Annotated in this window: 11 protein-coding genes; 5 read left to right on the top strand and 6 right to left on the bottom strand. The window is 65.8% G+C overall.

What is annotated here, in order from left to right; translation table 11 throughout:
* The first annotated feature begins 4 nt into the window (after positions 1-4).
* Both BLU54_RS01895 and BLU54_RS01890 read left to right on the top strand, forming a co-directional pair.
* A complete protein-coding gene (locus BLU54_RS01895; RefSeq protein ID WP_091903973.1) occupies positions 5-1,195 on the top strand; it encodes an LLM class flavin-dependent oxidoreductase in 1,191 nt (396 codons plus the stop codon).
* Positions 1,196-1,230: 35 nt separating this feature from the next.
* Complete coding sequence (locus tag BLU54_RS01890; protein WP_091903971.1) at positions 1,231-2,829, top strand: ABC transporter substrate-binding protein; 1,599 nt, start codon at positions 1,231-1,233, stop codon at positions 2,827-2,829.
* 726 nt (positions 2,830-3,555) lie between these two features.
* Here the strand turns inward: BLU54_RS01890 and BLU54_RS01880 are convergent.
* The 4 genes from BLU54_RS01880 to BLU54_RS01865 all read right to left on the bottom strand — a co-directional run bounded on the left by BLU54_RS01880 (position 3,556) and on the right by BLU54_RS01865 (position 8,592).
* Positions 3,556-4,857 carry an MFS transporter gene (locus BLU54_RS01880; protein ID WP_091903967.1) on the bottom strand — a complete coding sequence of 434 codons (1,302 nt, stop codon included), beginning with the start codon at positions 4,855-4,857 and terminating at the stop codon, positions 3,556-3,558.
* 182 nt (positions 4,858-5,039) lie between these two features.
* Entirely contained in the window at positions 5,040-5,960 is a 921-nt protein-coding gene (locus tag BLU54_RS01875; RefSeq protein ID WP_091903965.1) for an NAD(P)-dependent oxidoreductase, read from the bottom strand.
* Positions 5,957-7,714 carry a dihydroxy-acid dehydratase gene (ilvD, locus tag BLU54_RS01870; RefSeq protein ID WP_091903964.1) on the bottom strand — a complete coding sequence of 586 codons (1,758 nt, stop codon included), beginning with the start codon at positions 7,712-7,714 and terminating at the stop codon, positions 5,957-5,959. The genes BLU54_RS01875 and ilvD overlap by 4 nt, the downstream gene beginning before the upstream one ends.
* A 68-nt stretch (positions 7,715-7,782) precedes the next feature.
* Positions 7,783-8,592: an SDR family NAD(P)-dependent oxidoreductase gene (locus BLU54_RS01865; protein WP_091903962.1), complete on the bottom strand. Its 810-nt coding sequence runs from the start codon at positions 8,590-8,592 to the stop codon at positions 7,783-7,785.
* A 294-nt stretch (positions 8,593-8,886) separates the two neighbouring features.
* Here BLU54_RS01865 and BLU54_RS01860 point away from each other — a divergent pair, with 294 nt between their 5' ends.
* Complete coding sequence (locus tag BLU54_RS01860; protein WP_091903961.1) at positions 8,887-9,837, top strand: LysR family transcriptional regulator; 951 nt, start codon at positions 8,887-8,889, stop codon at positions 9,835-9,837.
* A gap of 84 nt (positions 9,838-9,921) precedes the next feature.
* Here the strand turns inward: BLU54_RS01860 and BLU54_RS01855 are convergent, their stop codons facing one another.
* Positions 9,922-10,869 (bottom strand): LysR substrate-binding domain-containing protein, encoded by a 948-nt coding sequence (locus BLU54_RS01855; protein WP_091903959.1) that lies wholly within the window; start codon positions 10,867-10,869, stop codon positions 9,922-9,924.
* A 181-nt stretch (positions 10,870-11,050) separates the two neighbouring features.
* On the opposite strand from BLU54_RS01855, the gene BLU54_RS01850 reads away from it, so the two are divergent.
* A complete protein-coding gene (locus BLU54_RS01850) occupies positions 11,051-12,394 on the top strand; it encodes an MFS transporter (protein WP_091903957.1) in 1,344 nt (447 codons plus the stop codon).
* Between the two features lie 54 nt (positions 12,395-12,448).
* Positions 12,449-14,008, top strand: a complete 1,560-nt coding sequence (locus BLU54_RS01845; protein ID WP_091903955.1) for a sulfatase-like hydrolase/transferase — start codon at positions 12,449-12,451, stop codon at positions 14,006-14,008.
* 68 nt (positions 14,009-14,076) lie between these two features.
* On the opposite strand, the gene BLU54_RS01840 is transcribed toward BLU54_RS01845, so the two are convergent.
* Entirely contained in the window at positions 14,077-14,700 is a 624-nt protein-coding gene (locus tag BLU54_RS01840) for a DUF4198 domain-containing protein (RefSeq protein WP_091904494.1), read from the bottom strand.
* Positions 14,701-14,778: the final 78 nt, after the last annotated feature.

Here is a 14,778-nt window from a genome sequence, read left to right as displayed (position 1 = left end):
CGCGATGACCACCACGCAACTGTTACCGGAGGCGCCCACGCAGGCCTTGCCCCCGCCTCCGCCCGCTCCCGCGACCTTCGCCGACAGCCCGCTCGCCCGTGTGCTGCGTCAACCGTTCCTGCTCGGCTTGTTCCTGCCGATCCAGGATGGCGGTTGGTCGATCTCGACGCTGCCGCGCTCGACGGACTGGCACTTTGACTACAACCTGGCGCTGACGCGCGAAGCGGAGGCCCTCGGTTTCGACCTCGTGTTCGGTCTTGCGCAGTGGCTTGGCAAGAATGGCCATGGCGGCGCAATGAAATACCGGGAACAGTCGCTCGACTCGTTCATCGCGACCGCGGCGCTGGCCAGCGCGACCGAGCGGATCTTGCTGATCTCGACGCTGCACGTGCTCTACGGACCGTGGCATCCATTGCACCTTGCGAAATTCGGCGCAACGCTCGATCACATCTCCGGCGGCCGCTGGGGCATCAACATGGTGACCGGCCACATCCGCTCCGAGGCGGAGATGTTCGGCATGCAGACACCGGAACACGACCTGCGTTACGAGATGGCCGACGAGTTCGTCAGCGTAGCCAAGTCCCTCTGGCGCAGCGATGACAACCTGACCTTCGACGGCCGCTTCTGGCACCTGAAGGAGGCTTTCGTATCGCCCCGCCCACGCTTCGGCCGCCCGATTCTGGTCAACGCCACCAGTTCGCAAGCAGGCATGCATTACGCGGCACGGCACTCGGATATCGTCTTCATCACCAGCCCGGGCGGCGCCGAGATCGAGGCGGCCCTGGCGACGCTGCCGGCCCACATCGCACAACTCCGCGCGGTTGCAGCTAGCGAAGGTCGGCAGATCCGCACGCTGATCAACCCCACCGTGGTTTGCCGGCCGACCACCAGCGAGGCCTGGGCCTACCACGACGCGATCGTCGCGCATGCGGATCAGGCCGCGGTCGACGGCTTCATCGGCACATTCGCGCGCAGCGACGCAAAAGCATGGCGCAACCACCAGCGCGAACAGCGCATCGTCGGCGGCAACCTGCACCTGGTCGGCAGCCCCGAGGAGATCGTCGACTACCTGCTGCGCCTGAAGGCCGCCGGCGTCGACGGCGTGCAACTGACTTTCTACGACTTCCGCGAGGACCTGCGTGCCTTCGGGGAAACGGTCCTGCCCTTGATGAAACAAGCCGGCCTGCGTCTCTGACGCGCCGTTCCCAAACAACACAGACAAGGAAAACGATGAGTTTCAATCGACGCGAGTTCTTCAAACTGCTGGCTGCTGGTGCCGGTGCGACCGTGATGCCTGGCGTGTCGCTGGCTGCCGGCAAGGGCGACTCGTCCGTGCTGTATGCGAACGTCGTGCCGGAGCCGGCGGGATGGGTCGCGGGCCTGAACATCTCAAACCCGGCGGTGATCGTCTCGGCCAACCTGTTCGACGGCCTGATCACCTTCGACAACGACTACAAGCCCGTGCCGCAACTCGCGTCGTCGTGGGAAGAGTCGGCTGACCACAAGACCATCACCTTCCATCTGCGCGACGGCGTGACGTGGCACGACGGGAAGCCGTTCACGTCGGCCGACGTGGCCTATTCGCTGCTCGAAGTCACGAAGAAATTGCATCCGCGCGGCAATGCCACGTTCGGTTCGCTGGACGCCGTGTTGACGCCCGATGCGCATACCGCCGTGCTGAAATTCTCGCAACCCGCGCCGGCGGTATGGGCCGCGCTGGGCGGCTTCGAGACGCAGATCCTGCCGAAGCACATCTATCAGGGCAGCGCGCCACTCACGCACCCGATCAACAGCCGTCCGGTCGGCAACGGCCCGTTCATTTTCAAGGAATGGGTACGCGGTTCTCACGTCACACTCGAACGCAACCCGAATTATTGGGACAAGAACAACCAGCCGCATCTGCAGACCATCATCTTCCGGATCATTCCGGACGCCGGCGCACGGCTGGCCGCGCTCGAATCCGGTGAGTTGCTGTATGCGCCAACCGACGCCGTGCCGCTGCCCGACCTGGTGCGTCTGCGCAAGGACCCGCGCTTCGTGGTGACCAGCCAGCCGTACGCCGGGCTGGCACCGATCGGCTTTTTCGACTTCAACCTGCGTCGGAAGACATTTCAGGACGTGCGCGTCCGTCGTGCGTTCGCACATGCGATCAACCGGGACCTGTTGGTGAAGACGGTCTGGTATGGGCTGGCGAAGGCCGCGACCGGGCCGATTGCCAGTCACCAGAAGCAGTTCTATACGCCGAACACGCCGCAGTACGAGTACAACCCCGCGAAGGCGGAACAATTGCTCGACGCCGCCGGTTACAAGCGTGGCGCCGACGGCGTGCGGCTGCGCATCAACAATTTGCCGCTGCCGTTCGGTAATCAATACGTGCTGACCGCCGAATTCATCCGTGCGCAACTGAAACGCATCGGGGTCGAGCTGACGTTGATTCCGAACGACCTGCCGACCTATAACCGTCGCGCCTATCTGGATTACGACTTCGACACGACCACCAGTTGGTATTCGGCGTTCTCCGACCCGCAGCTGGGCGTGATCCGTCGCTACTGGACGGAGGCCATCAAGCCCGGCACGGTCTCGAGCAACTCCACCGGCTACTCCACGCCGGAGATGGACAATGTGATCAAGGGCATTCGTTTCGAGGCCGACGCAGCGAAGCGCAAGACCTTCATCGAGCAGTTGCAGGTCATCGCGCAGCGCGACGTACCGTCGGTCAACCTGCTCGAAATTCAGCTGTATTCGATCTATTCCAGCCGGCTTGCGGGCGTCTCGAAGAGCCCGTTCGGCGCCTACGATTCGCTGGCCGGCGTCACCATCAAGTCATGAGACCGCCGCCATCCCGAAAATTGCCTCTGCTGCGTTGACGCCGGACGCCCTCGTCGCAGCACGTGCCGATGGCAACGAGGTCGCGCTGCTCGACGTGCGCGAGAACGGCGCACACGTGCGACGTCATCTGCTGTTCGCGGCTTTCGCGCCGCTGAGGCAGAAATCGTCGATCGCCCTCACCTCGACGGACGGGTGCTCGCGAATCGCATCGCCGCGGGGTTGACCCGGCAAGGCGTCACAGGCCTCGCAGCCGTGCTGGGCGGCAATCGTGCCTGGTACGCGACCGGCCTGCCAGGGCGACCGGCACGGACGGCCTGTCGAGCGGCGACGATGATGTCTGGTACGGACCGTACGTCTACAGCAGCGTCGCGGAGCGCGACCGTCGCTTCGACGACTGTCTCGATCGGGAACTGCGCCTGATCGAGCAACTGGCGCGGGACGGCGGTTTTCGAGCCGATATCTCGGCCTCGCGTAGCGCAAGCCAGGCAGCTTGACTCTGCTGAAGAAAGCTTGGACGTGGTAAGTCCAAGCAAGCGTAGGGCGGCTCACGCCGAACGTCTCGACATCGACATCGAAGTCGACATCGACATCGGTGTCGGAATTAAGTGACGGCTCGGCAAGCCAATGCCGGGCGGTGCAGCGCAAGGTCGTGCGCAACGGTCGCTCCGGCCAGTCTCACCCCGAGCACGCATGCGGCGGTCCGCTTGCGCGGACCGCCGTCCGGTATCACGCCACGCCGATCTTGCCGCTCATCCCCTTCAACGCGAACGTCGCGAAGAAGGTCAGGATCGCGCAGCCGACCATGAAGTATGCAGGAGCGCTCAGGTCGCCGGTGCGTTCGATCAGCCAGGTGCCGATCAGCGGCGCAGTCCCGCTGAAGATCGTGAAACTCAGATTGAACGAGATCGCGACGCCGCTGAAGCGCACGCGCGTCGGGAACATGTCGGCGATGATGCAGGCGAACGTCCCGTTGATCAGCGCCGCGCCCAGACCGCCGAGCAGCATCAGCACGATCAGGTCGAAATGGTGGGCGACGGCCGCATTGTAGAAGGGAATGCTCAGCACGATCAGCAGGAATGCGCCCGCACGCATCAAATGGCGGCGTGGCACGGCGTCGCTGATACGCCCGACGATCAGAATGCCGATCGACGCGGTGGCGAGCGCGATGTTCTGCGCCAGCGCGACAGTGCGCGGCTCGTAGTGCAGCACCTTGTCGAGGTAAGCAGGCATGTGCGCGAACAGCAGGCCGTTGTACGCGGCGGTGGCTGCCGTCGTCACAATGCCGAGCAAAACGGCGCGCCAGTGCTCGCGCATCAGTTCCGCGAACGGGTGCTTCGATGCCATGCCCTTCATGTGCGCGAATTCGGGTGTCTCCTCCAGCTTGCGACGCAACCAGAAGCCGAGCAGACCGATGACGCCGCCAAAGATGAAGGCGATGCGCCAGCCATACAGTGGCACGGCATCGGCCGGCAGCACGGCGTGCACCGCGAGGTTCACCGCGGCGGCGAGCAGCACACCGAAATTGACGCAGAAGAACACGATGCCGCAAACGAAGCCCGCGCGCCGCGGTACCGTCTCGACCACGTAGGTGATCGAGCCCGGTAGTTCGCCGCCGAGACAGAAACCCTGGATCAGGCGCAGCCCGATCATCGTGAATGTCGCGGCCAGACCCCAGCTCGCATACGTCGGCACCAGTCCCATCCCGATCGTCGACAGCGAGACGACGATCACCGACACGATGAAGACCTTGCGTCGACCATAGCGGTCACCGAACCAACTGAGCACCGCGCCGCCGATCGGGCGCGACAGGTAGCCAATCGCAAAGACCGCGAACGACATGACCAGCGCCACCATCGGGTCCAGCATCGAGAAGAATGCCCGCCCGATGAATTGCGCGAAGACCCCGTAGACAACGAAGTCGTAGAATTCCAGCGCACCGCCGAGACTGGCCAATATGATCAGGCGCCACTGACTGGCGCTCAGGCGCTCGTTGCTCGTGCCGAGCGCGCGCGATTCGAGGGTGGGCATCCGTTTCTCCTTTCGCTTGTCGTTGATTATCTTGATGCTCGGGACCCAGGACCCCGCATCAACTGGCCGCCGGGCCGCGCGCGAGCCGACCGCTCGCCTTGCACGCACCAGCCACCCTCTCCAGCCTGCTTTCCGGCCTGCTCACCGGCCGTACCCCGCCCGCACGCCGTTGGCGGCAGCGCTCAGTCCGGGGCAACCTGTACGATCTGGGACACATCCGCCTCCGCCAACCCATGCTCGACTGCACGCGCGAGCCACCGACGCACCAGCGAAGCAAGCGGCAGCGCAATGCCGTGCTCTGCAGCGAAGGCCTCGATCGCATCGAAATCCTTCAGCATCGTGCGGATCGACCCGGTTGCTTGCGCGGGCGGTGCGAGCATGCGCGGCTGGACGCTCTGCAACAGAACCGAGTCGGCCCAGCCGCCTTGCAGCGCCGCCGGCAGGCGTGCCGCATCGATGCCGGTGCCGCGCGCCAGGCGCGTTGCCTCGGCCAGTGCCGCGATGGTCGTCATCACGATGACCTGGTTCGCGAGCTTGCTTGCCTGCCCTGCGCCGGACTCGCCCATTCGCGTGATCCGCGCCGCATAGGCGGCGAGCAAAGGCCGGGCAGCGTCCAGTCGCGCTTCATCGCCCCCTGCCATTACCGCCAAGGTACCTGCTGCGGCGCCAGCAGTGCCACCCGAAACGGGCGCGTCGAGCCAGCGTCCGCCTGTCTGCGCATGCCATCGATCGGCGAGGCTGCGCGTCAGCGTGGGCGCGAGCGTCGAATGGTCGATCAGCAGCGCGCCAGGCCGGGCGGCCGACGCCAAACCGTCGTCACCAAACACCACCGCTGCCACCGACGGGGCATCGGCAAGACACAGCAACATGACATCGCAGTGCTGCGCCAAGCGGGCCGGCGACTCGTCCACCGCGCATAGCGACGGCGAAGCGTGCCGCAACTCACGTGCTTTGTCCAGCGTCCGGTTCCAGACATGCAGCGCTTGGCCGGACGACAGGATCCTGCGTGCCATCGGCAGCCCCATCTTGCCGAGCCCGCAGAAGCCGACGGCGGGTCGGATCGAGCTGGGCTGGGCTGGCACATCAAGTGGCGTCGCGGTCATGGCTTCCAGTCCGGAGTACTGGCGTCGTACGGCCAGTCCAGATTGCCCGAATGCGTCACCGCGCCGAGATGCGCGGGACGCACCAGCGCCGCGTACTTCTCCAACACACCGGCGAGACGCTTCGGCTCGCGCGGCGTGAAAGCCGCGCGCCGCCGCGTCAGTTCCCCGTCGGACACGTCGACCTGCAACAGTCCCGCATGCGCATCGATGCGAATCGGATCGCCTTCGCGCAGCAGCGCGATCGGTCCACCGGCCGCGGCCTCCGGCCCGACGTAGCCGATGCACATGCCACGCGTCGCGCCCGAGAAGCGGCCATCCGTCAGCAAGGCAACCTTCTCGCCCATGCCCTGCCCGTAGATCGCCGCGGTGACGCTGAGCATCTCGCGCATGCCGGGACCGCCTTTCGGACCCTCGTTGCGGATCACCAGCACATCGCCTTCGCGATACGTACCGGCGGCGACCACTGCCATGCAGTCCTCTTCGCATTCGAAGATTCGCGCGCGTCCCGAAAACGTCAACGACTTGAGACCGGCGATCTTCAGGCAGGCGCCATCCGGCGCGAGATTGCCACGCAGGATCACGAGGCCGCCATCTGCGGAAAGCGGCGCATCGCACGGCCGCACGACTTCGCCGTCGGGTCCCGGCCATTCGCGCAGCGCCGACTCGAGCGTCGAGCCGTCGAGCGTCAGCACGTCGCCATGCAGGTAGCCGGCGCTCAGCAAGGCATTCAAGACGGCCGGGACGCCACCAGCGTGGTGCAGGTCCTGCGCGAGATAGCGGCCGCCCGGTTGCAGGTCGCCGATCAGCGGGATGCGCGCGAACACGCGCTCGACGTCGTCCAGCGTAAAGCGAATACCCGCCTCGTGCGCGATCGCCGGGATATGAAGCGCGGCATTGGTCGAGCCTCCGGTCGCCGCCACCGCGGCGCACGCGTTTTCGAGACTTTTCAGCGTCACCAGGTCGCGCGGCAATGGTCCGCCGGCGCGCAGCGCGTGCATCACGGTCTCGCCCGCGCGCCGCGCGATCGCGATGCGTTCGCTGTAGACAGCCGGCACCATCGCCGAACCGAGCGGCGCAAGACCCAGCGCTTCCGCAACCATCGCCATGGTGTTCGCCGTGAATTGCCCCGGGCATGAACCGACGGTGGGCGTACAACGTTTCTCGATCGCGTCGAGCTCGGCGCGCGACAGGTCGCCGCGCTGCGCGCCGCCGACCGCCTCGATGGCAGTGAGAATCGTTGCCTGACGCTGCAGCCCGTGACCCTGCCCGCCCGGCAGTGCGCCGGGCGCCGTCCCCGGCAGCATCGCGCCGCCGAACAGGAAGGCACCGGGCACATTGACCCGTACCATGCCCATCAGCACGCCGGGCAGTGTCTTGTCGCAGCCCGCGACGCCAACCAACGCATCGTAGGCGTGGGCGCGCACGAACAACTCGACGCTGTCCGCGACGACTTCACGCGATACGAGACTCATGCGCATGCCGGCATGGTTCATCGAGGTCCCGTCCGACACCGAGATTGCCGATCCGCGAATCGGCACGCCACCGCCAGCCGCGACGCCGAGCCGGACATTGTCGGAGACCTGATTCAGCGACATCGAGCACGGCGTGTTCTCGCCGAAGGTGTCCACGATGGCGACGAACGGCTTTTGCATGGCCGCGTCGTCGAGGCCCGTGGCACGCAGGAAGGCGCGGTGCGGCGCACGTGTGACGCCGTCGGTCACCATGCGCGAGCGGTGTTTGTGGAGATCTGTCATCGGTTTTCTTGATTGTAGGGATGCCGAGCGGCGGGCTTCCCGGACGGTCGCACCCGCGGCGACGCGCGTCAGGACGCTGCGACCAGCAGTCCGTTATCGGCAGCGATCACCTGGCCGGTGATGGCCGGTGCCTGGGTCGCCAGGAACCATGCAAGTTCTGCGATCTCGGCCGGTTGCGCGACGCGCTTGAGGGGCGCGTTCGTCGTCATCCGATCGATCACGCCCGCATAGGCGTCGGCCTCCAGTGCGCGCAGCAGCAGGCCGTCGTCGACCATGCCCGGCGCGATCGCGTTGACGCGAACGTGCGGCGCCAGCGAGCGCGCCAGCGATAGCGTGATCGTGTTCACCGCACCTTTCGACGCGGCATAGGCGATCGACGAGCCCGTGCCGTTCAGACCCGCAAGCGAGGAAATGTTGACGACGCTGGTGCTTATGCTGCCGTCACCGTCACCGCCGCCGCGGCCGGTCTCGCGCAACAAGGGCGCGGCCGCGCGCGTCATCTGGAACAGGCCGATCGTGTTGACGCGGTAGATGCGTTCGAACTCGGCGGCATCGATCGCGTCCAGGTCATGATGCGGGATCACGCGCGTCGTGCCGGCGCAGTTGACGAGCGCGTCGGCCCGATGCCAGCGCGCGGTGATCGCGGCGACGGCCTGCCGGCAGGCTTCATCGTCGCCGACGTCGACGTCGAAGACGAGCGCATCGGCGCCGTGTGCACGGCAGTCGGCTTCGACGCTCAGCGCCGCGCCACGCGTGCTGTCGTTGAAGTTACCGATGGCGACCGACCAGCCGCCGCGCGCAAAACGCAGCGCTGTTGCCGCGCCGATGCCGGTCGCCGCACCGGTGACGATGCAAACGGGTTTGCTCGAATTGCTCATGCCCTGCCTCCGCGCCCAGTGCTGCGAAAGTGCCCGGACAAGCGCGCGCAGGCTGCGGCGCGCGTTGGAAAGCTGGCTTGCATGTTGTCTCCTTGGGTGGCGCCGCGAACCCGCCCTGCAGGGCGGGCGCGTCCCTGCAGGGCGCGCAGGTGCCGATTTCGTTATGCTCCGTTCCGCTCTTCGACGGACGGCAAACAATTTGCGCTAGATTAGCCGGCCCGCATGCCATCTCGCAAATCACTCTTTGCGCCGGTAACATTACCGGACGGTTATGCCGATCTAGGGGAAACACTGATGCAGAGCAGCGAACCCGTCGAACGTTTCTTCCGCAAGGGCCTGAAACTGCCTCACTTGCGCGTGTTGGTCGCGCTTGCCGACATGGGGCAGGTGACGAAGGTGGCGCATGCGTTTCATGTCACCCAACCCGCGATCTCGAAACAGATCGCCGAAATCGAGACGGCACTGGGCCTGGCGGTGGTGAGCCGTACCGGCAACGCCGTCGCGTTGACCGGCATCGGCCAGGTCATCGTGGCTTGCGGCCGCGAGATCCTGCGTCATCTGGAAATCGCCCGGCGGGACGTCAGTGCATTGGCCGCCGGCACCGGCGGCCACGTGCGCTTCGGCGCCGTCGTGACCACCACCGAACCGCTCACTGCCAACGCCGTGCAATTGTTTCTGCGGCGTGCCCCCGCTGCTTCCCTGTCCTTTGTCGAGGGCACGCTGGACCGTCTGCTGCGGATGCTCGACGAAGGCGAACTCGACATTGCGATCGGACGCAATCGCGTTGCCGCCATGCCCGCCGCGCTCCGCCAGGAGACCTTGCACAGCGAGCCTTTCGTGTTCGTGGCCGGCGCGCAGCACGCGCTCGGCCCGCTCGATGGGCCGGTGCAGTGGGACGACCTGCGACAATGCCGCTGGATCACGCCGTTGCATGGCTCGCCGGCGTACGCGACATTGCTTGAAACGTTGACCGCTCACGATGTCTCGCCGGCCGGCGGCGGAGTGGAATCGAGCTCGCTCGCACTGAACGTGTCGCTGCTCGCCAGCGGCGATTTCGTGTCCATTCTGCCGCTCGGCACGGCGCGCCAACATGCGATGCGCGGCCAGATGCGCATCCTGCCGCTGGCGCCGCTGCAACCCCTCGAGGAAGTGGTCGCGTACTGGCGCGCCGACGCCAGCCACGCTGCCGGCGAATTGTTTCTCGCCTGTCTGCGCGAGGCCGGCAACGATCTCAACGTCGAATAGGCCTGGCAGGCCGGCGCGTCGGGTGCCGCCCGTGCGGACCCGCCGATTGCCGCGGCTGCACCGCGCCGCGCCTATCCATCCGATTCACCCATCGGATTCAAACGCCATCGCGGCCGCGACGGCCCGCAGACAGTCCTGAAACACGGCCAACGCCGTCGGCGCGGCGACGTCATCGCGCCACACCATGCCGACGGGACCCAGCAGCGTGCCGAGTTCGAGCGGCGCGATCCAGAAAGCCGCGTCCACCACCAGCCTAGTCGCCAACGAACGCGGCATGATTGCCAGGCGCTGACTGTCCCGAATCAGCGAGACGTGATCGTTGTCGCATTCGATCACGTCCGACGGTGGTGGCAGACCGTGTCGCGCGAGAACGGAGAGCAGTCGGCGATGCATCGGCGCGCTCACGGTCGGCAGTATCCATGCGGCGCCCGCCAGATCCGCCCATGCCAGCGCGGGGAACCGCGCGAGCGGATGCTCGCGCGCCGCGACGATCACGGACGGGTCATCGAACAATGCTTCGAAGGACAGCGTTGCGTCGTCGAGCGTGTCCTTGGCGATCCGGCCGACCACCAGGTCGAGACGTCCCGACTGCAGGGCTGGAAGCAAGCGGTCCAGCGTGCCCTCGTGAAGCGCCACCGTGGTGGTCGGCGCGCGGGACTTGAACTGTACCGTGGCGCGGGGCAGCAGCACGGGCGAGGCAACCGAAAGCATGCCCACTTCCAGCCGCCCGCCCAAGCCGTTCGCCAGCGCTGAAAGCGTATCGCTGGCGCGTTGCGCCTGCGCGAGCATGTCACGCGCGTGACGGACGAGATGAGCGCCGGCTCCGGTGGGCCGGATTCTCCGACCGTCCTTCTCGAATAGCGCCACGCCGAGCCCGCGTTCCAGGTCCGCGATCATGCGCGACACAGCCGGCTGCGTGACGTGCAGAAGCTTCGCGACCCGCTCGACCGTCGGCAGGTCCGCCAACGCCACCAGCAAATGCAGATGACGCACTTTCAGTTGCCGGAAGAAGAACTGGTCGATCTGCGTCATAGATCGATAATGCTTTCGTTATGGATTGCGCATCATATCTCATTAGACGCTGGCGATTTGTCTGCGCAGAATCGTCGATGAGCCAGGCGCCCGGGCGGCGCACGCCGCCCCGCTTGCTCATCGCTCCCCCAAAAAATCGCGACATTCGGATCGCGGCATCCCGCGCAACGGAGACACTGCAATGTCCATCCCCGCCCCGCATCGGCGCGCCATTGTCGCCGCGACGATAGGCAACGCGTTCGAATGGTACGACTTCATCGTCTTCGGCTTCCTGTCAGTCATCATTGCGCGCCAATTCTTTCCGACGACCGACCCGACGACTTCGGCATTGCTGACCACGGCCAGCTTCGGCAGCGCGTTTCTGATGCGGCCGATCGGCGGCATCCTGATCGGCCTCTACGCGGACCGCGTCGGTCGCAAGGCGGCGCTGTCACTGGTCATCCTGTTGATGACGATCGCATCGGCAATCATGGCGTTCACGCCAAGCTACCGCAGCATCGGCATCGCTGCGCCGGTGCTGATCGTCCTGGCGAGATTGCTGCAGGGGCTGTCGGCCGGCGGCGAGTTCGGCAGCGCCACGTCGATGCTGATCGAGCACGCACCGTCCGCCCGGCGCGGTTTCTACGGCAGTTGGCAGAACTTCGGTCAGTTCTGCGCCGCCGTGGTTGCCGCCGCGATGGGAGCGCTGGTGACGCGCTCACTGTCCCCTGAAGCGCTCGATGCATGGGGATGGCGCATTCCGTTCGTGTTCGGCCTGCTGATCGGCCCGGTCGGGCTGTACATTCGCACGCGGGTGCCAGAGGTGCCGGCGGCAGTGGCCAAACCGGCGATCGCGGCGGCCGGCGGCACCGGCACGGCATCGGTATTGCGCGATGTGTTCTCGCGCTACCGCGGCGCGCTGCTCATTGCGTTCGGACTGACGGTGTTCAGTTCGGTCGCACAGTACGTGTTGAACGTGTACTTGCCGATCTACGCGGTGCAGCAGTTGAAGCTGCGCATCGATGCGCCGTTCATCGTGCTGATGTTCACCGGCACCGCGCGCATGGCATTGATTCCGTTGTTCGGCTTGCTGTCGGACCGGGTTGGGCGCAAGCCGGTGATGGGGGCCGCGATGACCGGCTATGTGCTCACGCTCTATCCACTTTTTTCCTGGCTGATTGCGGAACCCAGCCTGCTGCGTCTGCTGGCTGTCGAAACCGTCTTTGCGGTGTTGATGGCGGCCGCGTTCGGGCCGGCATCGACTGCGTTGGCCGAGCTGTTTCCAAGCCGTACCCGGGCGACCGGGCTGTCAATCTCGTACAACCTCGCAAATACGTTGTTCGGCGGCGTGTCGCCGTTCCTGGTCGCCTGGTTGGTCGCCATCACCGGCAACAAGATGATGCCCTCGCACTTCGTGACGGTGGCCGCGCTGGTCGGACTGCTCGCGCTCTGGGCAATGCGAGAGAGCGCGCCTGCCGTGGGCGGACGCGATGCCGACGACGTGCCCGAAGCGCCGGCGCCGCCGCACCGCACGCCCTCTTCCTGACGCATCGCGCCCGCGGCGCCTCGCCACCTTTCCGTCTGACGCCCATCCACGCCAATGACCCGAAACGTACTCTTCATCATGTGCGACCAGCTCCGCGCCGACCATCTGGCGTGTTACGGTCATCCGTATCTGCGCACGCCCAACATCGACCTGCTCGCGTCACGTGGCAATCGGTTCTCGAACGCGTTCGTGCAGTCCGGCGTGTGCGGTCCGTCGCGCATGTCGTTCTATACCGGGCGCTACGTGTCGAGCCACGGCGCAAGCTGGAACTGCGTGCCGCTGTCGATCGGCGAGATGACGCTCGGCGCGCATTTGGCGGAGAGCGGCAGGCGCCTCGCGCTATGCGGCAAAAGCCATTTCACCGCCGATCAGGCAGCCATGAAGCGGCTGGCCATCGATGGCGACAGTGAGCTTGGCGTGCTGCTTCGCGAAGGCCACTTCACGCTGGTCGACCGCTACGATGGCCATCGCGCCGAACCGGTCGGCAGCTATGCGCAGTACCTGCGCGGCCGCGGTTACGACAGTGAGGATCCATGGAGCGATTTCGTGATCTCGGCCGAGGACGAGAACGGTCAGGTAGTGAACGGGTGGCACATGCGGCATGCCCGCCTGCCGGCCCGCGTCGCGGAGGCGGACTCGGAGACCGCCTATACGACGCGTCAGGCGATCGACTTCATCGAACGGCATCGCGACGCGCCATGGGTGCTGCATCTGTCTTACGTGAAGCCACACTGGCCGTACATCGCGCCGGCGCCGTACCATGATCGCTATTCGCCGGAACAGTGCCTGCCGGTCGTCAGGCGGCCAGATGAGCGCGACGGAGCCCATCCTGTCACGGCCGCGTACCGGCAGCACGAAGAGAGCCGCAACTTCGCCCGCGACGAGGTCATCCGAACCGTTCGCCCGGCCTATCAGGGACTGATCGAACAGATCGACGATCATCTGGGAGAATTGTGGGAGGCATTGGATCGCGTCGACGGCTGGCGCGATACGTTGATCGTCTTCACCTCCGATCACGGCGACTTCCTGGGCGACCACTGGCTGGGCGAAAAGGAGCTGTTCTACGATACCGTGCAGCGTGTACCGTTCATCGTGTACGACCCGTCGCCCGAAGCGGACGCGACGCGCGGACAGGTCCGGGACGAGTTGGTCGAAGCCATCGACACCGTGCCGACGATACTCGACGCGCTCGAGTTGCCGCCCGTGCGAGAGCGCATCGAGGGACGCTCGCTCCTGACCCTGACGCGGCAGCGTGGCGTTCACGAGCCGTGGCGCGATGCGGTTTTCTCTGAACTGGACTACGCGTTTCGCGAGGCCCGGCTGCTGCTTGGCCGTGCGCCGGATGCCTGCAGAGGCTGGATGGTCCGCACGTCGCAATGGAAGTACCTGCACTGGCAGGGTTTTGCGCCGCAACTCTACGACCTCGCCAACGACCCGCAGGAGTTTCACGACCTGGCGGGGGAAGCGTCGATGGCTGGAGTGATCGACGATATGCGCGCTCGCCTGCTGCAGTGGTTTTGCGAGCGACATACGCGCACCACGATTTCCGACGCGGCGGTGGCCGCGGACACGCACCGCGACCGCCAGGCCGGCGTCTACTATGGACTCTGGTGAGCCGGCCCCGTGGCGCGCCGGGCTTGCCGCGCACGCCTGCCGCAGGGCGACGCGCGTGCCATGGCGACCTAGCGTTTGATGAAGGTGAGCGTGGCGACGTAGCGGGCGCTCTGATACGCCTTGCCGTCCCAGCTTCCCGCGCGCGCCTTGTCGGCGTGCGAGACCTCGGCAACGTACTGACCTGGCCAGGGCGTTTCGATGCTGACGCGCCCGTCTGCATCGCTGTAAAACGACTTCTCCCATTTGGGCGGACCAAACACGGTCACCTTCGTCTTCGGCAGCGGTTTGCCATCGAACATCAGTGTGAAGGTGTTCGCATTCGGTTCGGTCGGCACCAATTCCAGCGTCAATCGGGCGGTGGTATCGGTGCGACCGGCACGGGCCTGATAGAGATAGGCGGTACCGTCCTTACCCACGAAGCCGCTGCTCAGACGGGCGTCCGCTTGCGCCGCGACCGGCGCGAGAAAGCCGTCGTCGACACGTTTCGCCGGCGTCAGCGTACCCTTCCCGTCGACTGAGTGTGCAGTGGTGAGCAAGCCGAGATGGCCGCTTGCCGACTCGCGCAAGTCCTCCTGCCACTCGCCGAAATACGCCTTCGCCTGCCCGTCGCTCGAAGGCTCCAGCCATACGTAGTGAGCATTCGCTGCACTTGCGACGCACAAGGCAGAGACAAATAGAAGCTGCTTGAACACGGTATCCCCTTCGCCGGACCGGGCCGTCCGGCCCAACCTTTCTTGATGAAAGGTTGCAAGCCTAGCTGGATTTGCCCC

It is taken from the genome of Chitinasiproducens palmae, assembly GCF_900095735.1.
In the GTDB taxonomy this organism is placed as follows: domain Bacteria; phylum Pseudomonadota; class Gammaproteobacteria; order Burkholderiales; family Burkholderiaceae; genus Chitinasiproducens; species Chitinasiproducens palmae.
Note: the sequence above shows the minus strand (reverse complement) of the source record. Positions and strands in the feature narration are given on the sequence as shown.